Annotated in this window: 26 protein-coding genes; 17 read left to right on the forward strand and 9 right to left on the reverse strand. The window is 63.4% G+C overall.

Translation table 11 applies throughout. The annotated features are described in order from the left end of the window. Positions 1 to 340 precede the first annotated feature (340 nt). On the reverse strand, positions 341 to 637 hold the full coding sequence (locus IEV67_RS09515; protein ID WP_229702982.1) for a hypothetical protein: 297 nt from the start codon (positions 635 to 637) through the stop codon (positions 341 to 343). A 123-nt stretch (positions 638 to 760) separates the two neighbouring features. Here IEV67_RS09515 and IEV67_RS09520 point away from each other — a divergent pair, with 123 nt between their 5' ends. From IEV67_RS09520 to IEV67_RS09550, 7 genes are all read left to right on the forward strand, one after another. Continuing rightward, positions 761 to 1,225 carry a DUF6153 family protein gene (locus tag IEV67_RS09520; protein ID WP_188436363.1) on the forward strand — a complete coding sequence of 155 codons (465 nt, stop codon included), beginning with the start codon at positions 761 to 763 and terminating at the stop codon, positions 1,223 to 1,225. 97 nt (positions 1,226 to 1,322) lie between these two features. Next, complete coding sequence (locus IEV67_RS09525; protein WP_188436364.1) at positions 1,323 to 1,925, forward strand: DUF305 domain-containing protein; 603 nt, start codon at positions 1,323 to 1,325, stop codon at positions 1,923 to 1,925. Positions 1,926 to 2,074: 149 nt separating this feature from the next. After that, positions 2,075 to 2,929, forward strand: a complete 855-nt coding sequence (locus tag IEV67_RS09530; protein ID WP_188436365.1) for a F510_1955 family glycosylhydrolase — start codon at positions 2,075 to 2,077, stop codon at positions 2,927 to 2,929. Between the two features lie 146 nt (positions 2,930 to 3,075). Then, positions 3,076 to 3,381 carry a hypothetical protein gene (locus IEV67_RS09535; protein WP_188436366.1) on the forward strand — a complete coding sequence of 102 codons (306 nt, stop codon included), beginning with the start codon at positions 3,076 to 3,078 and terminating at the stop codon, positions 3,379 to 3,381. Continuing rightward, positions 3,368 to 3,586, forward strand: a complete 219-nt coding sequence (locus tag IEV67_RS09540; RefSeq protein ID WP_188436367.1) for a hypothetical protein — start codon at positions 3,368 to 3,370, stop codon at positions 3,584 to 3,586. Before IEV67_RS09535 ends, IEV67_RS09540 begins: the two co-directional genes overlap by 14 nt. 116 nt (positions 3,587 to 3,702) lie before the next feature. Continuing rightward, positions 3,703 to 4,104, forward strand: coding sequence for a four-helix bundle copper-binding protein (locus IEV67_RS09545; RefSeq protein WP_188436368.1), 402 nt, complete (start codon positions 3,703 to 3,705; stop codon positions 4,102 to 4,104). A 68-nt stretch (positions 4,105 to 4,172) separates the two neighbouring features. Next, entirely contained in the window at positions 4,173 to 4,622 is a 450-nt protein-coding gene (locus IEV67_RS09550; RefSeq protein WP_188436369.1) for a DUF305 domain-containing protein, read from the forward strand. 84 nt (positions 4,623 to 4,706) lie between these two features. Here IEV67_RS09550 and IEV67_RS09555 read toward each other — a convergent pair whose 3' ends face one another. Together IEV67_RS09555 and IEV67_RS09560 are read right to left on the reverse strand one after the other, a co-directional pair. Then, entirely contained in the window at positions 4,707 to 5,879 is a 1,173-nt protein-coding gene (locus IEV67_RS09555) for an MFS transporter (protein ID WP_188436370.1), read from the reverse strand. Continuing rightward, a complete protein-coding gene (locus IEV67_RS09560; RefSeq protein ID WP_188436371.1) occupies positions 5,876 to 6,217 on the reverse strand; it encodes an ArsR/SmtB family transcription factor in 342 nt (113 codons plus the stop codon). The genes IEV67_RS09555 and IEV67_RS09560 overlap by 4 nt, the downstream gene beginning before the upstream one ends. An 83-nt stretch (positions 6,218 to 6,300) precedes the next feature. Here IEV67_RS09560 and IEV67_RS09565 point away from each other — a divergent pair, with 83 nt between their 5' ends. Next, the gene (locus IEV67_RS09565; protein WP_229702985.1) at positions 6,301 to 7,608 is read left to right on the forward strand and encodes an FAD-dependent oxidoreductase; all 1,308 of its coding nucleotides are present in this window, start codon (positions 6,301 to 6,303) and stop codon (positions 7,606 to 7,608) included. Between the two features lie 54 nt (positions 7,609 to 7,662). Here the strand turns inward: IEV67_RS09565 and IEV67_RS09570 are convergent, their stop codons facing one another. Further along, the gene (locus tag IEV67_RS09570) at positions 7,663 to 8,064 is read right to left on the reverse strand and encodes an arsenate-mycothiol transferase ArsC (protein WP_188436373.1); all 402 of its coding nucleotides are present in this window, start codon (positions 8,062 to 8,064) and stop codon (positions 7,663 to 7,665) included. Between the two features lie 126 nt (positions 8,065 to 8,190). On the opposite strand from IEV67_RS09570, the gene trxB reads away from it, so the two are divergent. The 5 genes from trxB to IEV67_RS09595 are packed head-to-tail and all read left to right on the forward strand — an operon-like array spanning position 8,191 to position 12,019. Beyond that, a complete protein-coding gene (gene trxB / locus IEV67_RS09575; protein WP_188436374.1) occupies positions 8,191 to 9,168 on the forward strand; it encodes a thioredoxin-disulfide reductase in 978 nt (325 codons plus the stop codon). After that, positions 9,165 to 9,491 carry a thioredoxin gene (gene trxA, locus IEV67_RS09580; protein WP_188436375.1) on the forward strand — a complete coding sequence of 109 codons (327 nt, stop codon included), beginning with the start codon at positions 9,165 to 9,167 and terminating at the stop codon, positions 9,489 to 9,491. Before trxB ends, trxA begins: the two co-directional genes overlap by 4 nt. Further along, positions 9,488 to 10,600, forward strand: coding sequence for an ACR3 family arsenite efflux transporter (arsB, locus tag IEV67_RS09585; protein ID WP_188436376.1), 1,113 nt, complete (start codon positions 9,488 to 9,490; stop codon positions 10,598 to 10,600). Before trxA ends, arsB begins: the two co-directional genes overlap by 4 nt. After that, a complete protein-coding gene (locus IEV67_RS09590; RefSeq protein ID WP_188436377.1) occupies positions 10,597 to 11,586 on the forward strand; it encodes a metalloregulator ArsR/SmtB family transcription factor in 990 nt (329 codons plus the stop codon). The genes arsB and IEV67_RS09590 overlap by 4 nt, the downstream gene beginning before the upstream one ends. 25 nt (positions 11,587 to 11,611) lie before the next feature. Then, the gene (locus tag IEV67_RS09595; protein ID WP_188436378.1) at positions 11,612 to 12,019 is read left to right on the forward strand and encodes an arsenate reductase ArsC; all 408 of its coding nucleotides are present in this window, start codon (positions 11,612 to 11,614) and stop codon (positions 12,017 to 12,019) included. A 23-nt stretch (positions 12,020 to 12,042) separates the two neighbouring features. On the opposite strand, the gene IEV67_RS09600 is transcribed toward IEV67_RS09595, so the two are convergent. Continuing rightward, the gene (locus tag IEV67_RS09600; protein ID WP_188436856.1) at positions 12,043 to 13,026 is read right to left on the reverse strand and encodes an arsenic resistance protein; all 984 of its coding nucleotides are present in this window, start codon (positions 13,024 to 13,026) and stop codon (positions 12,043 to 12,045) included. Between the two features lie 54 nt (positions 13,027 to 13,080). Between IEV67_RS09600 and cmtR the strand changes: the two genes are divergently transcribed. Genes cmtR through IEV67_RS09615 form a run of 3 tightly spaced genes read left to right on the forward strand, consistent with a single transcriptional unit; the run spans position 13,081 to position 14,434 of the window. Then, complete coding sequence (cmtR, locus tag IEV67_RS09605) at positions 13,081 to 13,440, forward strand: Cd(II)/Pb(II)-sensing metalloregulatory transcriptional regulator CmtR (RefSeq protein WP_188436379.1); 360 nt, start codon at positions 13,081 to 13,083, stop codon at positions 13,438 to 13,440. Then, positions 13,437 to 14,114, forward strand: coding sequence for a cation efflux transmembrane domain-containing protein (locus IEV67_RS09610; protein ID WP_188436380.1), 678 nt, complete (start codon positions 13,437 to 13,439; stop codon positions 14,112 to 14,114). The genes cmtR and IEV67_RS09610 overlap by 4 nt, the downstream gene beginning before the upstream one ends. Further along, positions 14,111 to 14,434, forward strand: coding sequence for a hypothetical protein (locus IEV67_RS09615; RefSeq protein ID WP_188436381.1), 324 nt, complete (start codon positions 14,111 to 14,113; stop codon positions 14,432 to 14,434). The genes IEV67_RS09610 and IEV67_RS09615 overlap by 4 nt, the downstream gene beginning before the upstream one ends. A gap of 745 nt (positions 14,435 to 15,179) precedes the next feature. Here the strand turns inward: IEV67_RS09615 and IEV67_RS09620 are convergent. After that, positions 15,180 to 15,464: a helix-turn-helix transcriptional regulator gene (locus IEV67_RS09620; RefSeq protein WP_229702987.1), complete on the reverse strand. Its 285-nt coding sequence runs from the start codon at positions 15,462 to 15,464 to the stop codon at positions 15,180 to 15,182. Between the two features lie 803 nt (positions 15,465 to 16,267). Here IEV67_RS09620 and IEV67_RS09625 point away from each other — a divergent pair. After that, the gene (locus IEV67_RS09625; RefSeq protein ID WP_188436382.1) at positions 16,268 to 16,645 is read left to right on the forward strand and encodes a hypothetical protein; all 378 of its coding nucleotides are present in this window, start codon (positions 16,268 to 16,270) and stop codon (positions 16,643 to 16,645) included. Between the two features lie 88 nt (positions 16,646 to 16,733). Here the strand turns inward: IEV67_RS09625 and IEV67_RS09630 are convergent, their stop codons facing one another. The 3 genes from IEV67_RS09630 to IEV67_RS09640 are packed head-to-tail and all read right to left on the reverse strand — an operon-like array spanning position 16,734 to position 20,361. Continuing rightward, a complete protein-coding gene (locus IEV67_RS09630) occupies positions 16,734 to 17,129 on the reverse strand; it encodes a hypothetical protein (RefSeq protein WP_188436383.1) in 396 nt (131 codons plus the stop codon). Next, positions 17,126 to 19,222, reverse strand: coding sequence for a hypothetical protein (locus IEV67_RS09635; RefSeq protein WP_188436384.1), 2,097 nt, complete (start codon positions 19,220 to 19,222; stop codon positions 17,126 to 17,128). The genes IEV67_RS09630 and IEV67_RS09635 overlap by 4 nt, the downstream gene beginning before the upstream one ends. Further along, positions 19,219 to 20,361 carry a hypothetical protein gene (locus IEV67_RS09640; protein WP_229702989.1) on the reverse strand — a complete coding sequence of 381 codons (1,143 nt, stop codon included), beginning with the start codon at positions 20,359 to 20,361 and terminating at the stop codon, positions 19,219 to 19,221. Before IEV67_RS09640 ends, IEV67_RS09635 begins: the two co-directional genes overlap by 4 nt. Positions 20,362 to 20,574 lie beyond the last annotated feature (213 nt).

Raw genomic sequence — 20,574 nt, forward strand, 5'->3', positions numbered from 1 at the left:
GAAGCCTGCTCGAGACCGGCGGCTTCAGACCCCAACTCCTACACCCCCGATTGGGATGAGCCGGGAACGAGCGCACATACAGTACCGACTGACGACGGCGGGCTGGTCACGACCTTCACTGATTCGGACGCACTCATGACGGGAGCTGTCGGTTGGCGCGCATCCCGTGTCGTCCATCAGATTCGGCAGGAGCTCGCGCTCCGCCCGTAGCGCGCACGATACGGAGCTCGCCCGCGGCTGGCCGTCTCTGCCCGCACCGATGATCACGGACGTGCGTGCAGATCTGACAGCGACCACCGCACGGGCGGGGCAACAGAATCGACTATCGATTCCGGCGCTGTCAGGCGAGTCGGTCGCGGATCGCGTCCTCGATTTGGCGCACCGACGGCAGTCCGGCGAGACCGGTATCGGTCATGTAGACCCGGCATGCAAGGTCGGTCGTGGACCCACCTGAGGCGAATGCGTCCTGCCCATCCAGCAGTATCGTCGGCGATCCGGCGAAGACCACTTCCGATGCCTCCTCGGGGGTGCGCAACAGCACATAGTCCACGGGCACGTCCACCATGCCGAGCGCATCAAGCGCAGCACGGACACGGTCACCAGCCGTGACCCAGTTGGGACAGTCATCGATGTGCACAACGTCTACCTTCACTCCTCTATTCTCTCCCGTCAGCGCACCCACGGGCGCACTAACCGTGGCCGCTCCGGAAGAAGGCGCAAAGGGAAGGGTGCTATCTTGTGCTCGGATCGGAGGTCGAGCATGCACGTTGAACGCCGCGGGTTGCACCCGCAGCTGTCGCTTCGCACCGCATTGTTGCTCGCGAGCGCCGTTCTCATGATCATCGTCGGCCTCCTCGGCATGCATACCTTCAGCTCCAACGCGGTTGGTCACGGCACCGCCGTGGGGGCGCACTCGTCGTCCGCGGCCGATCATGCAACGCACATCGCCGGTCAGGCCGACGCCATCGCTGTTTCTTCCGCTACCACAGCGGAGCCCATTGTGTGCGATGACGCGTGCATGACCGGGTCGACGGGCGGGCATTCGGACATGCTCTCCGCATGCATCCTCGCGCTCCTCGCGGGCCTTTTCCTGCTGCTGCGCCCGCTGTTCGCGCAGCGGCTCAGCCCTCCGCTACGCGTCTTGATGTCCCGGCGGCATCCCGCGGTTGAGACCACCTTGAGCCGGGCCCCCTCGCTGACGTTCCTTTCGATCAGTCGCACCTGAGAAGTCGAGTGCCGGCATCGCACCGGCATGCAGTCTCGCCGCCCGTTCTGGGTGCTGCGTGACCGACCCCTCATACGACTGATTCGAAGGAACAATCATGAAGAAGCTTCCCCTTGCGCTGGGCACGAGCGTGCTCAGCCTGACCCTCGTCCTCACTGGCTGCACCGACGCCTCCGCCCCCACGGATGGGGCCACGACCTCCTCGGAAGCGCCGGACTCGACGGCGACCGAGGCGGACGAGATGTTCGTCACGATGATGATCCCGCACCACGAGCAAGCCGTCGAGATGTCGGACATCGTGCTCGCCAAAGACGACCTCGACCCGCAGGTGGCGGAACTGGCTCAGCAGATCAAGGACGCCCAGGGCCCCGAGATCGACCGGATGCTCGGCTGGCTGCAGGATTGGGGCGTCGAGTACGACCCTGATGCTTCAGGCGGCATGGATCACGGATCGATGGGCGACTCGATGGACGGCATGATGTCCGAGGAGGACATGACCGCACTCGAAGAGGCGGACGGCGCGACAGCTGGCCGCTTGTTCCTCGAGCAGATGATCATGCACCACGAAGGCGCCGTCGACATGGCTGAGACCGCACTGGAAGACGCCCAGAACCCGGACGTGCTCGAACTGGCCCAGCAGGTCATCGACGATCAGACCGCGGAGATCGCCACGATGAAGGATCTCCTCACCCAGATCTGATCGCCCGGGCGGGCCGGACCCGAACCGGCCCACCCGGCTTTCACGCCACGGTATGTGTCGTGATCGCTGTGTGTGCCGCCGCACACAGGTCACGCCGCTTCTCGTCGGCGTACCAACCGCCTTCGCTCACCCTCTCTTACCGGAGCCCCATGAACCGCCGCTATCTTGCCCTGACCACTGTTTCTATTGCTGCTCTCGCCCTCACGGTGACAGGATGCGCAACCCAGACTGACACCAGCAACGCGGTGCCGCCGAGTATCGAACACATTCACGGCATCGCCGCCGACCCCCGTGGCGAGGACTTGTTCATCGCCACGCACGGTGGCATCTTCACCCTCACGGAGACCGGCGAGATCACCGGGCCGATCGGCGACCACGACTTCGACGCGATGGGGTTCACCACCCTGGGCGAGACGCTTATCGCCTCAGGTCACCCGGGGATGACGACCGCGGAGGAGCTGGGCGCACCGAACCTCGGCATCATTCGCAGTGACGACTTCGGTGCGACATGGTCACCTGTTGCGCTCAACGGCAGCGCCGACTTCCACGTGCTCACCGCCGCCCCTGACGGCATGCTCTTCGGATTCGCTTCCACCGAAGTCGAACTTCTCGCCAGCGCCGATGAAGGGCGCACCTGGACATCTAAAGCATCGTTCTCCGCTGCCGATCTCGCCGCCACTGCCGACGGCCTCTATGCGGCCACTGAGGAGGGCGTGCTCATCAGCACAGATACCGGTGCGTCCTTCGCTCCGGTATTGGGTGCGCCCGTGCTCTACACAATCGACGCCGGCCCGGATGGCACTCTCGCCGGTGTCGGCACCGACGGCGTTCTCTGGTCTTACGGCGCTGACGGTCACTGGCGGCGCATGCAATCACTGCAGGGCACCGCGCAGGCCTTTAGCGTCATCGATTCGGAACGGTTCGTTCTTGTCGACGATCGCGGAATTGTCGAAGTCACCCCCGACGACACCACCATCCTCGCCCCAGCCCGCGCAGCGGACTGACGACACCGATCAAGGACACCGCGCATGGACAGACCTCGCAACCCGTTCCGCAACATGACGTTCTTCATCGCGTCCGCTACCGTCCTGGTCGTGGCGCTGACCGTGGCGATCTACTTCCTCATCGTGGCGATGCTCGGATGAATCGCATGCCCGAACGGCGCCACACCCCACCGCCGCATCTGCACCGGATACACCCGTCGCGCCAGCGACCACGACCGGCGCGCACTCCGGAGCGCACGCATCACCAGCTGGTGCGTCTCGGTCGTGTCCTGCTCGTGGTCGGGCCGCTGCTCGCCTTAGTGCATTTGCTCATGGACGCGCAGCCCGATGGCGCCGGCGGGACGTTCTGGACCTACACGATCGCAAGCCTCGAAGCCGCCATCATCACGACCATCGTCGGAATCGCTCTCGCGTGGAGAGAACCGGCGAGGAGCACCCATGATCCTCGATGACTACTGGACCAACGTGATCTGGTCACTCATCCCGACCATCGGCGTCTCCGCAGTCTTCTGGTTCGTCCTTCGCGCCATCATCCGAGCAGACCGCGACGAACGCAAAGCCCGTGCCCGGATCGAGAAGGAGCTGCGGGCGGAACGCGAAAAGGCCGGGCTGCAGTCGACGGCCGGGAAAACAGATTCCCTTGAATCATTCACATGAGAGGCATGGTGCCTTCCGGGACTGTGTCGCTACCATGCCCCTGTGGGGTACTCAAGGGCCTCATCGGATCAGAGATGTGAGCGTAGTTTCGGGGACTCCACCGAAAGGAGTCCATCATGACTGTTGCCGCAGAAATGCTGCGCACCTATCCCAAAGACATCGGCGCGGTCGACCAGCAGAAACTCGTCGCGTGTATCGAAGCCTGTTTGGAATGCACGCAAGCATGCACTGCGTGCGCTGACGCCTGTCTCAGCGAAGACATGGTCGCTGAACTGACCAAATGCATCCGCACCAACCTGGACTGCGCTGACCTCTGCGAAACCACTGCGCGTGTCCTGTCCCGCCACACCGGGTACGACGCCAACCTCACACGCGCCACGCTCGACGCCTGTCGCACGGCATGCGCGAGTTGTGCAGACGAATGCGAAAAGCACACCATGCACGAGCACTGCGTCGTCTGCGCCGAGTCATGCCGGCGGTGCGAGAACGCCTGCACCGCACTGCTGGAGGCGCTGTGACCGAACAACACTCTCACCACAACGGCACGGGTCCACCCGACCAAGCAAACGGACACCAGCACGGCGGTATGACGAGCTACCTCAAGCTCGCCATCGCACTCGTACTCAGTTTCGTCGTGATGTACTTCCTCACTTTCGCGATGATCAACGTCCTCGGCGACTTCTTCCTCAACATCGGCAACCTCTACATGGCGCTGATGATGGTGTTCCCCATGGGCATCATCATGATCGTCATCATGTGGAAGATGTTCCCGAACAAAGCCCTCAACACAGGCTTGCTGATCGGCTTCGTCGCGCTGTTCTTCGCGGCATTCTTCATGGGAAGAGCGGAAGCCTTCATCGGGAACGACCAGTTCCTGCGCTCAATGATCCCGCACCACTCACGAGCCATCCTCGTCTGCGAGCAATCCGATATCACCGACCCGGAGATCACCACCCTCTGCGAGCAGATCGTCTCGTCTCAGCAACAAGAGATCGACCAGATGAAACAGATCCTCGAGAGGTTGAACGCAGATTGACCTCATCGGCATCGGCGACCACACGGCCGACCTATGCGATAGGAAATCGGGCGGCGCCGGGTCGGATTATCCAGAGCTGCTGTGTCAGGAGAATCGTGCGAGGACGAGCGAGAGCGCGGCTAGTGCGACGGCGATGAGTGCCATGGTCGAATAGGAGCCGGTGGCGACGGCGAGGAGCGGGCCGAGGGCGGGTCCGAACGCACCGACGAGGGTGATCGGGGCGGCGAAGACGCCGTTGATGGCGCCGTAGTTGCGCGTGCCCCACCGGTCTGCGACGGCGGAGCCCTGCACGAGTGTCTGCGCGCCGCGGACGGCGCCGGCGGCGATCCCGATCGAGATGAGCAGCCACGGCGGCCCAGGGACGAGTGCGAGGAGAGCGAGGAAGGCGGCGCTGAGTCCGGCCGTGGCGGCGAGAGGAATCCAGGGCGCGGCGGTGTGCGGGATGGCGACGTACAGGAGCCGACCGATCACCTGACCGGCACCGAGAAGACCCAGCGCCCAGGCGGCGAGCTCGTAGCTCAGGCCCTTCTCGGTGAACAGCGGGATGAGCGCGAGAGTGACACTGAAGAGAGCCGCCGCCAAGGCGAGCATGGATAGCTCCAGCATCCAAAAGCGACGAGTGCGGATGACCGAACTCACAGTGTGAGCCTGCACGCCGTCGTCGTGAGGGACGGGTGTCCAGGAGCGCTCGAGGCTGAACCAGTGCAGGGGCACGGTGGTGACGAGGAGGACTCCGGCGAGGAGCAGGAATGTCGTTCGCCAATCCGTGACGGTGAGAAGACCGGCGACTATGGGGGCGAAGACCGTGGAGGCGAGACCGCCGGCGAGGGTCAGGATCGTCATCGCGCCACGTCGGCGAGACCCATACCTTCGGGCGATGACGGTGAATGCCGCTTGATACAGCACCGCTGATTGCGCGATACCCGCGATGACCCACCCGATCGTGAATACCGTGAGGTTCGGTGCTATCACGACGACGATGAGCCCGGCGGGACCGACGACGCTGCCGATGGTCATGATGAGTCGTGGGCCGCGCGCGTCGAGCCACCGGCCGACGAATACCCCCGCGGCCGCGGATGCGATAAGGCCCGACGAGAATGACAGGGTCACCAGAGCGACGGGCCAGCCCGTATCGGCCGCGATCGCAGGGGACGCGACGATGAGCGCGTAGAACAGGATGCCCCAGCTGATCACCTGCCCTATCGAGAGCGCGGCCAGTCGGCCACCCAGGCTGGGTGGGGCCTGCACAGCAGTCATACCGAGCGGAGTGCGTCGGCGGCCGCATCCAGCGCGCCGTCGTTAAGGGCGAAGTACGCCCACTTGCCCCGTTGCTCCCGCGTGACCAGACCCGCATCGGTCAGGAGCTTCATGTGATGCGAGACGGTGCCCTGCGAGAGGCCGACCGGCTCCGTGAGGTCGCAGATGCATGCCTCGCCGCCGGCGCCGGCGGCGATGAGGGACAGCAGTCTGACGCGAGTGGGATCGCCGAGGGCTTTGAACACGCGGGAAACCCGCTCCGCGTCCTCTGCCGTGAGCACGGAGGTGATGCGCGGCACGCAGCAGGCGGTCGCTTCGATGGTGGTTGGCAGGCTCACGGGTCTAGTCTGGCACGTATTGACATTCTTCGATAGATGCGGAACAGTTTTCGTATTGAAGAACTTCGATTTGAGGAGATGTGATGGATGAGCTTCCTATTGTGATCATCGGAGCGGGCCCGCAGGGTCTTGCTGCAGCGGCGCACCTTGCCGAACGCGATGTGGAGGTGGTCGTCCTCGAGCGTGGCGAGGAACCCGCGGCAGCGGTATCGGAATGGGGCCATGTACGGCTCTTCTCGGCATGGCCGGAGCTGACGGACACCGCCGCACGACGTCTTCTCGAACCCACCGGCTGGAGCGCACCCACCTCGGGATACCCGACCGGGGCGGAATGGGTGAACGACTACCTTGCCCCTCTCGCTGGTGTTCTGGGGGAGCGAGTGAAGTACGCCACGACAGTGACCGGCATCTCTCGTCAAGGACGCGACAAGGTCGTCGACGGCGGACGCAAGAGCCAGCCCTTCACTGTGCACGCTGTCGATCAAGACGGCAACGAAGCCCGACTGCGTGCGCGGGCCGTCATCGACGCCAGCGGCACGTGGGGGATCCCCAACCCGGCCGGTGGCGATGGATTCCCTGCACTCGGGGAGGCTCGGGCTCACGCGTCGATTTCGTATCGCATCCCCGACGACGTCTCGGATTTCGCAGGGTCGCACGTCGTCGTCGTGGGTGCCGGGCACTCCGCCACGCATGCCGTGCTGCGCCTGAGCGAACTGGCCAGGCGATCGCCCGGTACCCAGGTCACCTGGCTGCTGCGTCGTGGGAGCGCGACGAATGTCTTCGATGGTGGGCTCGGCGATGAGCTCCCCGAGCGCGCCGCGCTCGGCTCTCGCGCCCGCAAGATGATCGATGAGGGCCTGGTGAACCTCGTGACCGGGTTCCGTGTCGCGGAGTTCCGTCAAGACGGCGAGACGTTGACGGTCATCGCCGAGGACGGACACGAGGTCGCGGGCGTCGCTCATGTGTTCGCTCTGACCGGGTTCCGGCCCGACACGGAGATGCTGCGGGAGCTGCGCATCGACCTTGATCCGGCTCTCGATGCCGTCGCCGGGATCGCTGCGGAGATCGATCCGAACATCCACTCGTGCGGATCCGTGGGGGCCACCGGCGCTAGGGAGCTTGCCCAGCCGGAGCAGGGCTTCTTCATCGTTGGGGTGAAGGCGTACGGCCGCGCGCCGACGTTCCTCGCGATGACAGGGTACGAGCAGGTGCGCAGTGTCGCCGCGCACCTCGCGGGTGACCACGAGGCCGCCGCCCGCAACGAACTCGCCCTTCCCGACACGGGCGTGTGCGGTGGGTCCGGCGACTTCGACGACAACGCGGGGAGCTGCTGCGCAGCCCCCGCCCCGTCCGTGATGCAGATCGGGCGGCGTCCCGTCACCGTCGGCTGAGTGACGTGACGTCGCGAAGGGTGGGTCTCAAAGCGAGGCCCACCCTTCACTGCATCAGCTTGTGAGACGCGCAGCGAGTCCGCGCACGCTCTCATCGACAGCATCGCGCAGCTCGCGCACTCCGTCCGCTTCCCAGCTCGACGGATCGGGGAAGGACCACTCCACGAGCTCTCCGCGCACCGGACCCGGCAAAGACAGCCCCGGCTTCATCAGCACCACGACATCAGCAGCGTCGAGATCCCCGGCCGTCACCGCACGCGGATGTGCGGCATCGGTGTCGATGCCCAGCTCCTGCAGTGATGCTGCGACTGCCGGGTTGATCACCTCTGCCGGACTGATGCCCGCGCTCGTGGCGACCAGACGCTCGTCCCCGAGATGGGAAAGAAGGTGAGCGCCCAGCTGCGACCGGCCCGCGTTGTGGGTGCAAATGAACAGAACGGTCTTCGGCTGGGTCATCGTTTCACGGCTTTCGTATCTGAACGGAGGTGCTGCGCTGGTCATCATCCGCTCGTCGGGTGACGGGCAGATGAACTCTTCTCCGGCATGCTTGCATCCGGTATCGATCAATGTCAATATAGACGCATGTCGATTCAAGAGGTTGAGCTGGTCATCATCGGTTCCGGACCTGCCGGGTACACCGCCGCGGTCTATGCCGCTCGTGCGGGACTCGAGCCGGTCGTGCTCGCGGGCTCTGTGACTGCGGGTGGCGCTCTGATGACGACGACCGAGGTGGAGAACTTCCCCGGGTTCGTCGACGGTGTGCAGGGCCCCGAACTGATGGAGTCGATGCGTGCGCAGGCCGAGCGCTTCGGAGCACGCATCCTGCTCGACGACGCCATCCGTGTCGACCTCGACGGCCCGATCAAGATCATCGAGACCGGTGCCGGAGAGACGTTCCGCGCCCGCGCCGTCATCCTCACGATGGGGTCCGCCTATCGCAAGCTCGGACTGCCCGAAGAGGACCGGCTGACCGGCCACGGTCTCTCGTGGTGCGCGACGTGTGATGGGTTCTTCTTCCGCGAGCAGGAGATCGTCGTCGTCGGCGGGGGTGACTCCGCGATGGAGGAAGCTCTGTTCCTGACGCGGTTCGCCTCGAAGGTCACGGTCGTGCACCGCCGCGAAGAGTTCCGCGCCTCGAAGATCATGGCGCAGCGGGTGCTGGATCACCCGAAGGTCGACGTCGCCTGGAACAGCGATGTCGCCGCGATCATCGGCGACGAGAAGGTGCACGCGGTCACCCTCCGTGACACTGTCACCGGAGCAGAACGCGAGCTTTCGGCGACCGGCGTCTTCGTGGCCATCGGGCACGACCCGCGCTCCGAACTCGTGACCGGGATCATCGACACGGATGCCGACGGATATGTGCTCGTCGAACACCCCTCGACCCGCACGAACCTTCCCGGAGTGTTCGCGGCCGGCGACCTCGTCGATCACACCTACCGGCAGGCCATCACCGCTGCGGGCACCGGATGCGCCGCCGCGCAGGACGCCCAGCACTACCTGTCCGCTCTCGACGAGAGCACCACGATCGACCTCAAGACCGAGGAAGTGTTCGCATGAGCGCCCCCACGCCTGTCACCGACGCCACGTTCCAGGCCGAAGTCCTCGATGCGGACCTCCCCGTCGTCGTGGACATCTGGGCCACCTGGTGCGGCCCGTGCAAGCAGATCGCACCTCTGCTGGATCAGCTCGCAGCCGAGTACGACGGCCGGATCAAGATCGTCAAGCTCGACGCCGACCAGAACCCCGAGACGGTAGTGGCCGCCGGCGTCACCTCTATCCCCACTCTGGGTTTCTATAAGAACGGTGTCCGCAACGACATCCTCATCGGCGCACACCCGAAGCCTGCCATCGCCGAGAAGATGGAGGCGCTGCTCGCATGAGTGCTGCAACCGTTCCCGCACCGACGTCGACGACACGACGCCTCTCCGCCCTGGATCGCTGGCTGCCGCTGTGGATCGGGCTCGCCATGGTCGGCGGCATCCTCCTCGGGCGCTTCGTTCCCGGCGTATCGCCACTGCTCGCGAGCCTCGAAGTCGGCGGGATCTCGATCCCGATCGCCCTCGGCCTGCTGGTCATGATGTACCCGGTCCTGGCGAAGGTCCGCTACGACAAGGTCGCGGCGGTCACCGGCGACAAGAAGCTGCTCATCTCCTCGCTGGTGCTGAACTGGCTGATCGGCCCCGCGCTGATGTTCGCCCTCGCCTGGATGTTCCTGCCCGACCTGCCGGAGTACCGTACCGGCCTCATCATCGTCGGGCTCGCGCGGTGCATCGCGATGGTCGTCATCTGGAACGACCTCGCCTGCGGCGACCGGGAAGCGGCAGCCGTGCTCGTCGCGATCAATTCGGTGTTCCAGGTCGTGGCATTCTCGCTGCTCGGCTGGTTCTATCTCACCGTCCTCCCCGGATGGCTGGGACTGGACACACAGGGGCTGGACTTCTCCGTCGGAGCGATCGCCCTCAACGTGCTCATCTTCCTCGGCATCCCGTTGCTCGCCGGATTCGCATCCCGCTTCATCGGTGAACGGCGCAAGGGCCGCGACTGGTACGAGGAGAAGTTCCTGCCGAAGATCGGCCCGTGGGCCCTCTACGGGCTGCTGTTCACCATCGTGCTGCTGTTCGCCCTGCAGGGCGAACAGGTCACCTCCCGCCCGCTCGACGTCGCCAGGATCGCACTGCCCCTCCTGGTGTACTTCGCAGTCATGTGGTTCATCGGACTCTTCACCGGCAAGGCCCTCGGCCTCGGCTACGCACGCTCCTCGACACTGGCATTCACCGCGGCCGGCAACAACTTCGAGCTCGCCATCGCGGTGGCCATCGGCACGTTCGGCGCAGCTTCGGGTCAAGCCCTGGCAGGCATCGTCGGCCCGCTGATCGAAGTGCCCGTGCTCGTCGGTCTCGTCTGCGTCTCGCTCTGGGCAGCCAGGCGCTGGTTCCACACCGATCCATACACCGCAGCTCCATACACCGACGTAAGGACGCCATCATGAATGTCACATTGACCGCTGAAGACACCTGCAGTCCCGTCGCCTCGCACGCGATCGGACAGGACGCGGCGTCATCCGTCGCCGCCACATTGAAGGCGCTCTCTGACCCCCTGCGCCTACGGATGCTCTCCGCGATCGCCTCCGACCCCCGTGGAGAGTCCTGCGTCTGTGATCTCGCCGAACTCGCCGACGTGTCACAGCCGACCGTGTCACACCACCTCAAGGTCCTCAAAGACGTCGACGTACTCACGTCCGAGCGACGCGGCACCTGGGTCTGGTACAAGATCAACCCGAACCGCCGCCGTGCCGTCACCACACTGCTGGACTCATTCGCGCCCGCGACCGTTGCACCCTGGACAGAAGACGCAGCCGACGAGGCACGCCGACCCGACTTCGACGCACGCGTCACTCACCTCGCCGACGAACTGACCGCAGAGATCCCGGAACTCGACTCAACAACCGTCCTCACCATCGTCCGAGAGTCATACACAGCCCTCGCCCGCACCGCGCGGGTGACCTCAGCCCTGATCCCGCTTACCGAGCGTTTCGCCAGGCAGCGGCTGAGCGACCTCACTCGCGACCGCGACACCGCCGTGCCGCAGGTGCTGTTCGTCTGCGTTGCCAACGCCGGTCGCTCACAACTCGCCGCCGCACTTGTCAACCAGATCGCCGACGGCAAGATCATCGCCCGCTCGGCAGGCTCCAGTCCCGCCGATGTCATCCACCCACACGTGCGGTCCCTGCTCGCCGAGATCGAAGGCGATGACGCCGCCGAGCGATTCCCGAAGCCCCTGACCGACGACGCCGTGAGAGCGGCTGATGTCGTCATCACAATGGGTTGCGGCGATGTCTGCCCGATCATCCCCGGCGTCCGCTACGACGATTGGGCGGTCGGAGACCCAGCTCTCGCCTCCCTCGAAGGCGTCGAAGCCATCCGCGACGACATCACCGCACGCGTCCGCACCCTTGTCGACAATCTCCTCAACTGACCACTTCTCACTACCTGGAGTCATTATGACTGACACAACGACCAAGCCTTCTGTCCTCTTCGTCTGCGTGCACAACGCTGGCCGCTCTCAGATGGCCGCGGGATTCCTCCGCGACATCGCCGGCGACCGCATCGAGGTGCGCTCCGCCGGATCCATGCCCGCCGATCAGATCAACCCCATCGCCGTCGACGCCATGGCCGAGCTGGGCATCGACATCACCGCCGAAGCCCCGAAGGTGCTCACCACGGAGGCGGTGCAGGCCTCTGATGTCGTCATCACGATGGGCTGCGGTGACGCCTGCCCGTTCTTCCCCGGGAAGCGTTACGAGGACTGGACGCTCGACGACCCGGCAGGGCAGGGCATCGACTCGGTGCGCCCCATCCGCGACGACATCCGTGGACGCATCGAGCAACTGGTGAGCGAACTCATCTGAGGTTCTGCTTTACCCCGCAGCTCTTACGCCGCGGTAATCCGACTGGATCTCTCCGGGAGCAATCGGGGGATGAGCCGTACGAACACGACCATGACGACGAGCTCAACGAGCGTCTGAGTGACGACGACGAGCGGAGCAACGTCAAAAGCCGCAGGAAGTGCCAGGACCAGCGGCAGCACAACCAGGGAGTTCCGCGTCGCACCGCTGAACACGATCGTCCGTTTCGCGGGAACATCCAGCCGCGCCGCAGCGCCGGCGATCATGCCGACGGGGACCATGACCGCGGCGAAGACCACGTACACGGGCACCACCAGGAGCAGGCGTGCGATCTCCTGCCCGACACCGGCGATCTGGGACGCCACGACGACGGCAAGGGTGAGCACCATGAGCGGCACCATCGCTGCCAGCCCTACCCACTCGAGAGAGCGTCCCCTGCGTGTTCGCGCCGCCGCCAGCTGGGTGAAGCCGGCAGCCGCGAGCGGCAGGACGATGAGCAGGATGAATGCCTCTGCGAACGGTCGCAGATCGATGGCTTGAACGAACTGATCGCCGATGAAGAGCCACAGGTATGCCGGGAGCAGGAGAATTTGGGCGAGCATCAGCAGCGGCGCTGCGGCGAGTAGCCGTTCTCTGGAGCCGCCGGCCATTCCTGCGAAGACGATGACGTAGTCCACGCATGGCGTCAGTAGCACGAAGAGCACGCCGATCAGCAGCACCTGATCGTGCGCGACGATACGCGACAGCCCGAACACAACGAGCGGCACCAGCACGAAGTTCACCACGAGCAACGTCCCCAGGAACCGCCAGTCGCGAAACGCCTGCCCAAGTCTCGCGAAAGGCACGCCGAGGAAAGTGACGTACAACAGTAACCCCAGCACCGGATTGATCGCGGTCTCGACGGGATGCGCAAGGACGGGGAAGAGCAGACCGACCGCTGCACCTGCGGCCAGAGCGGCTAGGTAGAGTCCGACTTGGTGTCGTTCCATCCACTGCACGCCGGCTCCCATATGTCTCATCTTCCCAGAATGGAAATAGGTCACTGGTCACTGTATAGTCATCGTGTGCTGACTATTGCTTCCCGTCTCGATGTGATGAATCGTCTCGGCCGTGCCATGGCCGACCCGACCCGCTCGCGGATCCTGATGTCCCTACTCGAAGGACCGAGCTATCCCGCGGTGCTCTCTCGTGCACTCGAGCTCTCGCGCTCGAATGTGTCGAACCATCTCACCTGTCTGCGGGATTGCGGCATCGTCGTCGCCGAGCCCGAGGGGCGGCAAACCCGGTACGAGATCGCAGACCCGCATCTCACGGCCGCGCTCACCGCGTTGGTGGATGTGACGCTTGCTGTCGACGAGAACGCACCGTGTCTCGACTCGGCGTGCACGGTACCCGGATGCTGCGCGACGGAGGTGCAGGCATGAGCGCCGCGTTGACTACGGAACGCCGCGCGACGCTGCATCGCCGGGTCCGGTTCATCGTCGGATTCACGATCACCTACAACGTGATCGAAGCCATCGTAGCGGTCTGGGCCGGCGTGCTCGCATCGTCGGCCGCGCTTATCGGCTTCGGACTCGACTCCGTCGTCGAGGTACTCTCGGCCGCCGCGATCGCATGGCAATTCACACGCAAGGACCCCGAGCGATGGGAGAGGGTCACCGTCAAGGCGATCGCCATCGCATTTTTCGCCCTCGCCGCCTTCGTCACCGTCGATGCAGTCCTGAGCCTGATCCAGGCGGAGGGCCCGGACCACAGCCCGTTCGGACTCGGCATCACTGCACTGAGCCTGGTGATCATGCCGTTGTTGGCCTGGTACGAGGTCCGTACCGGGCGCGAGCTCGACTCGAACAGCGTGATGGCCGATGCCAAACAGCTCATCCTCTGCGTCTACCTCTCCGGTGCGGTGTTCATCGGCCTCATACTCAACAGCCTGTTCGGCTGGTGGTGGGCCGATTCCGTCGCCGCGCTCGTCGTCGCGGTTCTCGCGATCCGCGAGGGCATCGAAGCGTGGCGCGGTGACGTAGAGTCCCCGTTCGAGGTTCTCGAATACCTGGAAGACGACGACGCAGCAGACTACGCAGAGGAGAAGATCCGATGACACAGGGCCCATTCCGGGACGTCCCGATCGCATGCACACTCCCGACCATCGCGGAAGCCAAGGCACAGGTGGAGAGATGGCAGGCGTTCGACGCCGACTACGCGCTATCTGCGGAACGCGCCGACTCCGTGCTCGTCATCCACTACGCCAAGGTCGATGACTCGATCAGCCGACTGCGGGAACTCGTTGAGGTCGAGCGGCGCTGCTGCGCCTTCGTTGAGTGGGGCATCGACGAAGGCCGCGGTGATCTGAGACTCATTGCACGAGGGTCAGTTGAACAACTGGCGGCGCTCAACGTACCGACACCTCTCACCGCTTGATCGACGCCCGGTCTCGCATTTCTCATGACGCCCGGTCTCGCATCTCTCATGCTGTGCCGGAGCTGGTCTGGGCGCTGAATCTGTGCTCGTTGCCGAGGCTGCCTGATAGGCGGTCGGCGGCTAGGTCGTCGGTGGCGGGAGCAGACCCACCACGCCATGCACAGGGCACTTAAGAGTGATATGTAGCGTCTCGGATGTGAGGAACTCTGCATCGAGAGGACGTGTGCACTTGGGGCATAGCTGGGGAGGGAAAGCGGCGTCGATCTCTTCTTCGGTGGGCCCGTAAAACTGATCGCCAGTCATGCGGACAGCATATGCCGGTAGTCGATGGCGTGATAAAACAGAGTATGAGCGCCTTCGTGAGGCAAATTGGGACGCCGCCTCGACGGAGCCTGAGGATAGAGCAAAGCAGTGACCTTCTACTTAGTTCGTAACGCCGCTGGTGCCCCGATCTGGGCCGCACACAAAGATGACGAGATGCGCATCTGGGTGTACGTGCAGAACACCGACAGGTTCCACCTCAACCAGGGGCTGTACCGCGACTTCCTCTTCGAGCACGCGAATAGTTACGAGCCCATCACAGTCGAGGTCGTCCGAAAAGTGATCTGCGACGGGATTGGAAGGCTCGAGACTCGCACTAGCGATCGAATTGTCGAGCGATTCAGATCCGATCCTGCAGCCCGAACCGTGGCATCAGTCCTGAACCACAGAGGAATCTTGAACCCGCACACTGAGGGGTGCACGTTCAGCGGCTCCGGAGGTCCGGAACGTCGCTCGGAATGAGTGCTGACAGCGGCGTCTCGAGAACCTGGGCCAGTGCAAGAAGCGTGCGTAGCGTTGGGTTGGCGGGATTGCCTGGGCGAGACTCGCCCTTCTCATACTTTTGATATGTGTATCGGGTCAGTCCGGAACGATACGCGACGTCCTCCTGGCTCAGGCCGGCGCGATCGCGAGCCGAACGGAGCGAGATAGCGAAACGCTGCGAGTACGCCTTCCATTGCGCCTCGATATCGTCGTTTCGTTGGGCCACTCATTCAGCCTGCTGAACGACGAACCTCGATATGGCCTAATCCGTATGGCATAATTTCGGAGGCCATACGAAACAATCTTCGCTCGCCGGACACCGTCCGCTACTCCCTGCACGTGTGCTGCCTTCCCGATGCCAGCCGGTCGCGTCTCGGGATCGGCTTATGTGTGCGACCGCGATTGTGATGGTGGCTGTGAATCCCGACCCCAACCCGATTTGGTGGCGAGGAATCTCGACGCCTCCGGCAGCTGCGTGGGCGTATGTGTTTGAGGATTTCACCGGCGATGACACGGCGGAGGAATGGGCGCTTGCGGCCGGAATATTCATCGCACAGACTCGACGCCGGACTGGGTATGGGCCCACCTTCGCGGAGCTCTTTAGACATTTACTGCCAGATACCTCAGGTCTACCGGCTCCGTTTCCCAGTGAGTTGGACTTCCTTGAGCGGCGACGAGCGGTCTCTGGATTCCGTGGACACGCAGCGACAGAATGGCGGCGCCGCGGCATGATCAGTTGGGATCGGGAGATCACCCGAAGCCTTCGTGTCGGGCGCGCCTTCCGGGAGCACTCAAGACGCCGGCAACGTGCACGCGGAACCCATCAGCACGGGATTGCGACCGGTTGAACGGCGAGGCCTGAACAATTCGCGTAAGGAGGACGGGCGTATGGATGAGGCCAAGCATTGCAGCTGATGGCGTAGAGATAATGGACAGGAAGTCGACCTTTCATCGGAGGGGCGGGACTACGCCGGCAGGATCGACTCAATCGCAGGCGGCCGAGTACAAACACCGAACAGGGAACAGGGAATGACCGATGATTACCCCGTCGAGATCCGGCGGATCGTCGCGCGCATCGAACCCGATTGGCCCCAGATCATCGAAGTTGGCCCAGGGTGGTATTCGCTGCTTGGTCGCCTCGACGAGAAGCTCCGCGTGATAGCTCCGTCCTACGTCGTTCAGCAGGTAAACGCCAAGTTCGGTTCCCTGAGCTTCTTTGCTCGCGCTTCCAGCGACCCGTACGACTATAACGACGAGCTTCACGAAATTATCCGTGCCGCCGAGTGGGAGAGCATCGAGATCTGTGAAGAGTGCGGCGCGCCCGCTCGGACCTATGTGATCAACCTCTGGGTCTGGACTGTCTGCGAACGCCATGCTCAAGAGAAGCGCGAGACCAAAGGTCACTGAACGTGCGCCGCGCGGGTCCTCCTCTCCTGAGTGCCGAGCGACCATTCGCCTGATCTGCGGTCGACACACGGCGAGGCAACGCCGCCCTCTAAGCGCGGGGCTTCAGCGGAATCACCTTCGAGGCCTGCTGGGCGTGTGCGATGAGAACACCGTTCTCGAGAGTTAGTCGTTGCACTTCCGCCGCAGCACGCTTGAGCTCGCTCTCTAATCGCGCATTGTCCCTGCGCAACCGGGCCAGTATCGTGCGGTGGTCGGCGTCGTTCGTCTCCTGGTCGGCAGCGGGAGGAGTACGGAGAGCCCGTCGACGGGTATCTGCGATCCCCTGGCAGAGGTCGGGGAAGTAGCGCCAGAACGTCGCGTTGCTTAGGCCGAGGTGCTCGGCGACCGCAACAACGGTCGGTGGCTTGGCAGGCTGTTCTCGTCGGAGCGCCTCCAGGGCCTCGCCAATCTGAAGTTCCGTCGGAAGAACGACGCGGCGGCTCATTGCAACTCTGCTTCTGCTCGACTGATCAGTTTCAGAATACGGGCGCTTCTGGTTTTGAGGTCAGCATCTAGGAGCGGGGGGAGGGATGGGCGGGCGGCTCTGTCGGCTTCGATCGCTGACAACTCGGCACGCCAAGCCGTTAGGTTGTCGTCTGTAAGCGCGACGTTGCCACAAGCGAGGGGCTGGCATGTCGTGATGTCAGGAAGATCGCCCGAGGTTGAGCTGCGGGTGCGGCAAAGCGCCTTGCGGTGGTCGTAGACACATGTCACGTACTGACCGGGGTAGATTGCGGGGTCATGGCGTTTCATCAGTCGGAGCAGTCGCTGTCGATCAGTTGATACGACGCCTCGGAACTTGGCATTTTCGGCGAGAGTCTCCAAGCGCTGGGTTCCATCGACGGCCGCAGTCCCGAGTAGTTCTGTGTGGTCGTGTTGGTCGATCATGGCGAGGAGTTGTTCGCCTCGGGCGAGCGCTTCCTCAGCTTCCACTTCAGCGCGAAATCCCGAGGCGGACGTGCCCGCGTAGCCTTCAAACATACGAATGCTGTGGTGTCGGTACGCAATTGCCCCGGCTATCGACCCGCCTGGGCGGCGCGCGATGTACCACGCGAGAGTGCGTCTGAATTGCCTGCTAGATAGGCGCCATGGCCGTCCATCGACATCGGGGATCCCGTCCTTGCGCCCTCGCGAGGCACAATAATCATTCACCCAGGATGTGAAGCGACCGAGGTGTCGGTTGGTCCCGGCAAGCGTCAAAGCGTGATTACCCCCGCGCCCCGCAGATCCGGCACCTGGACCGACTTTGAACGGTGTAAACAACCACTCAGACTTCTGGGTCTTGATCGCTTCGTGTGCGCGCTCCAGGACGTGGATTGCTCGCGCCGCCGCGTTTCCAACGACCCATGTAGCGGGAGTCCCATGATCGTCCGATTCGCCCTTGAACGCCAGGCTGTTCACAGTCCACCGGTATGGCCGGCCGGATGTGTCCAACGCAACGGTGCAACAGCCAGGCTGAAGGTGCTTAATCTCGTTGTCCCGCATTCCCGAGAGGAACGCGATAACGATGTAACACGCCGCGTGTAGCACTTGCGTAAGCACAGTGAGTGAATCCTCTTGTCCGGGGCTAAGCGTGACTCCGTCCAGCCAGGGCATACCGTCGATCTGGCCCCTGATGGTCAACCCGAGCTCGATGTGCTCAGAGACTCCGACCATCGCCGCGGTCGTGATCACTTTCTCCCGATGCCGTTCTAGGGCTGTGCGATCGCAACCGATCTGATAGGCGATCGCGTTGAAACTTGGGACACCAAGCCGTCCCGGCAAAGGGCGCTTAAGGTCGCGGGCTGTGTCGAGGTAAGACTTAATTCGCTGCTGTTGATATCCCCAGGGCTTCCCGGAAGCTGTACGGCTTGCTTGTGGTCGGCGACGATCGATCCATGCATCGATTGCGTCGACAATGTCGTCACTGAAGTCGTCCACGAAGCGCAGTGCCCAAACGAGCACTCGGCTTTGGACTGATTCTGGTACGCGTGCCGTGCTGTTCTCGCGGCTGGTGCTCCTGTCCGGCTCGCTCCAAGCGGGGAGGTCGCGCGGATCTTGCGGTAGTCCTTCCCCCGCTAGAGATTCACGGTATCGCCATGCAATATTCACCGCTGACCGCAATGCATACCGACGTGTGGAAGCTCGGTATTCCATCAGCAGATGCAATTGATACTGCTCAAGCAGCGGCAAGTTGACACCGGGGAGACCCACCGTCGGATGGTTCTCATCCAGCCATTTGAGGAACGTGCGAAAACTGTAGAACGCCGTCGCTACGCTCGATACGCGCGGACGAGGTCCGTCATCAGGACTCGGGCCCGACAGCATCGCGTAGCAGAGTCGCTTGAGCGTGATTCGATGTTGGGGCGGGACCGTGAGAAATCGAAGAGTGAGGCCGCGTTCCTGGGTCTGCAGAGACGCCGGCGCCATCGGCCACACATCGTCGTCGAATCGTGCTGTTTCCTCAAGCTTGTAGCCCACTCGTAGATCGCGGCCGTGGAGCACGAATCGGTCATCGCTGCTTTCGGGGATTGGGCGTAAAACGTATTGCGAATTCATGGGCGTTCCCATCGAGGTTCGACGATGTCCAAGAGGCTGTCTGCTGGACGTTGTTCATGGGCACGAGCGACCTCTTGCTCGCTGAACTTTGGCAGCACGTCTTCACGGATCGCCATCCATACTGATCCGTATCTTGTCCACCAGTCCGATTCTGAAAGGTCGCCGCGACGTAACTCGAGCGAGTCGAGCAAGCTCAGCACACGAGGAAGATGGTCGCCGGTGATCACGCTGTTTGCACAATGGAAGCAATCAAGGAACGACGTCTGGCAGCGTTTTCCGGTCAGAGGATGGTGGTCATGATCACTACACGAGGACCACGCCGTTTGCGACTCCAACTCCGCATCACTCGATTTGAGCTGTGCCCCTGGTTCGGATCCGCGCCCTTGAACTAGTACGGATGTAGGACGGATGCTGAGTTTGAGGCGCCCAGTCTTTTGAAGTGCGCGTCGATGTGCGTCGTACGCGGCACGCTCAACGTCTGTGAAGGCATCCGAGACGACTTCATGCGCCCACGCGATGGTGGTTTTGTCGCCAGCCAGATAATTGCTGAATAGAACAGCGGTCGTGTTGCTGCGCGCAGCCGAGGGAAGGTGGCCGCCGAATTGTCGGGTGCGCCGGACATCGACGCTGGTCTTGAGCCGGTTGCCGCTCAGCTGAAGAGGTTGCGTCTCCGCACGATCATTTGCTGACGCGTCGGCGCGGAGATCATGACGCTGTGTCCAACGCGACCATCGCAAACTTGCGTCTAGCCCCTTCCCGAAAGGGTTTCGGCACTCGGTCTGGGCATCGCCTCCGATCGGGTATGAGTGCCAAACTGCCCAGAATCCTGGCGACTCAAGAAACTTCCGTGCGGGTTCCATCAAACGGTGAAGCAAGAGGTACACGCCGCCCGGCGTTGACAACTCTCGACCGGGAGCGCCGATTTCCCACGTCACGGTGTGATGCCAGTTTCGCGACCCACGGCGCCGCTTCACCAAGTCGACCTCGACTGCCTTCCCCTCAATCAACCGGTACTCGGCCGGGAGTTCCTTCATCACTTCTAGGTTCCAGCCGGTTGTCGCGACGAGGAGGACGAGCATCGGGTACAGATCATCGCGCGTTGCGAAGACCTGGCGCGCGATTTCACGTCGGTTGCGCATATACCTTGGTGCCGACACCGCAGGCAGGGTGACACGGCCTGTCCGAAGCGCCGACACCGCATCAGCGTCGGACGGGGCCTCCAATCGCTGCTGCAACGCTTTGATGTCGGTGCGCGCGGCCGTCAGAACTCGGCTGAACTCCGCGTCTGAGTACCCCGACGTCCCCGGTCGAAGGCCATACCCGAAGACTCGAACTCTCATCCGATCGAGCGT

The sequence above is a fragment of the Microbacterium murale genome (genome assembly GCF_014635185.1).
GTDB lineage: Bacteria > Actinomycetota > Actinomycetes > Actinomycetales > Microbacteriaceae > Microbacterium > Microbacterium murale.

Excerpts from the sequence above, each read along its gene's own strand:
- IEV67_RS09590 (WP_188436377.1), top strand. The coding sequence starts at position 10,597 with ATGAATGTCACATTGACCGCTGAAGACACCTGCAGTCCCGTCGCCTCG.
- IEV67_RS09625 (WP_188436382.1), top strand. The coding sequence starts at position 16,268 with ATGACCGATGATTACCCCGTCGAGATCCGGCGGATCGTCGCGCGCATC.
- IEV67_RS09530 (WP_188436365.1), top strand. The coding sequence starts at position 2,075 with ATGAACCGCCGCTATCTTGCCCTGACCACTGTTTCTATTGCTGCTCTC.
- trxB (WP_188436374.1), top strand. The coding sequence starts at position 8,191 with ATGTCGATTCAAGAGGTTGAGCTGGTCATCATCGGTTCCGGACCTGCC.
- IEV67_RS09600 (WP_188436856.1), bottom strand. The coding sequence starts at position 13,026 with ATGGGAGCCGGCGTGCAGTGGATGGAACGACACCAAGTCGGACTCTAC.
- IEV67_RS09595 (WP_188436378.1), top strand. The coding sequence starts at position 11,612 with ATGACTGACACAACGACCAAGCCTTCTGTCCTCTTCGTCTGCGTGCAC.
- IEV67_RS09520 (WP_188436363.1), top strand. The coding sequence starts at position 761 with ATGCACGTTGAACGCCGCGGGTTGCACCCGCAGCTGTCGCTTCGCACC.
- IEV67_RS09555 (WP_188436370.1), bottom strand. The coding sequence starts at position 5,879 with ATGACTGCTGTGCAGGCCCCACCCAGCCTGGGTGGCCGACTGGCCGCG.
- IEV67_RS09610 (WP_188436380.1), top strand. The coding sequence starts at position 13,437 with ATGAGCGCCGCGTTGACTACGGAACGCCGCGCGACGCTGCATCGCCGG.
- IEV67_RS09540 (WP_188436367.1), top strand. The coding sequence starts at position 3,368 with ATGATCCTCGATGACTACTGGACCAACGTGATCTGGTCACTCATCCCG.
- IEV67_RS09630 (WP_188436383.1), bottom strand. The coding sequence starts at position 17,129 with ATGAGCCGCCGCGTCGTTCTTCCGACGGAACTTCAGATTGGCGAGGCC.
- IEV67_RS09570 (WP_188436373.1), bottom strand. The coding sequence starts at position 8,064 with ATGACCCAGCCGAAGACCGTTCTGTTCATTTGCACCCACAACGCGGGC.
- IEV67_RS09640 (WP_229702989.1), bottom strand. The coding sequence starts at position 20,361 with ATGCGCAACCGACGTGAAATCGCGCGCCAGGTCTTCGCAACGCGCGAT.
- IEV67_RS09565 (WP_229702985.1), top strand. The coding sequence starts at position 6,301 with ATGGATGAGCTTCCTATTGTGATCATCGGAGCGGGCCCGCAGGGTCTT.
- trxA (WP_188436375.1), top strand. The coding sequence starts at position 9,165 with ATGAGCGCCCCCACGCCTGTCACCGACGCCACGTTCCAGGCCGAAGTC.
- IEV67_RS09545 (WP_188436368.1), top strand. The coding sequence starts at position 3,703 with ATGACTGTTGCCGCAGAAATGCTGCGCACCTATCCCAAAGACATCGGC.
- IEV67_RS09635 (WP_188436384.1), bottom strand. The coding sequence starts at position 19,222 with ATGAATTCGCAATACGTTTTACGCCCAATCCCCGAAAGCAGCGATGAC.
- IEV67_RS09525 (WP_188436364.1), top strand. The coding sequence starts at position 1,323 with ATGAAGAAGCTTCCCCTTGCGCTGGGCACGAGCGTGCTCAGCCTGACC.
- IEV67_RS09550 (WP_188436369.1), top strand. The coding sequence starts at position 4,173 with ATGACGAGCTACCTCAAGCTCGCCATCGCACTCGTACTCAGTTTCGTC.
- arsB (WP_188436376.1), top strand. The coding sequence starts at position 9,488 with ATGAGTGCTGCAACCGTTCCCGCACCGACGTCGACGACACGACGCCTC.
- IEV67_RS09535 (WP_188436366.1), top strand. The coding sequence starts at position 3,076 with ATGCCCGAACGGCGCCACACCCCACCGCCGCATCTGCACCGGATACAC.
- IEV67_RS09615 (WP_188436381.1), top strand. The coding sequence starts at position 14,111 with ATGACACAGGGCCCATTCCGGGACGTCCCGATCGCATGCACACTCCCG.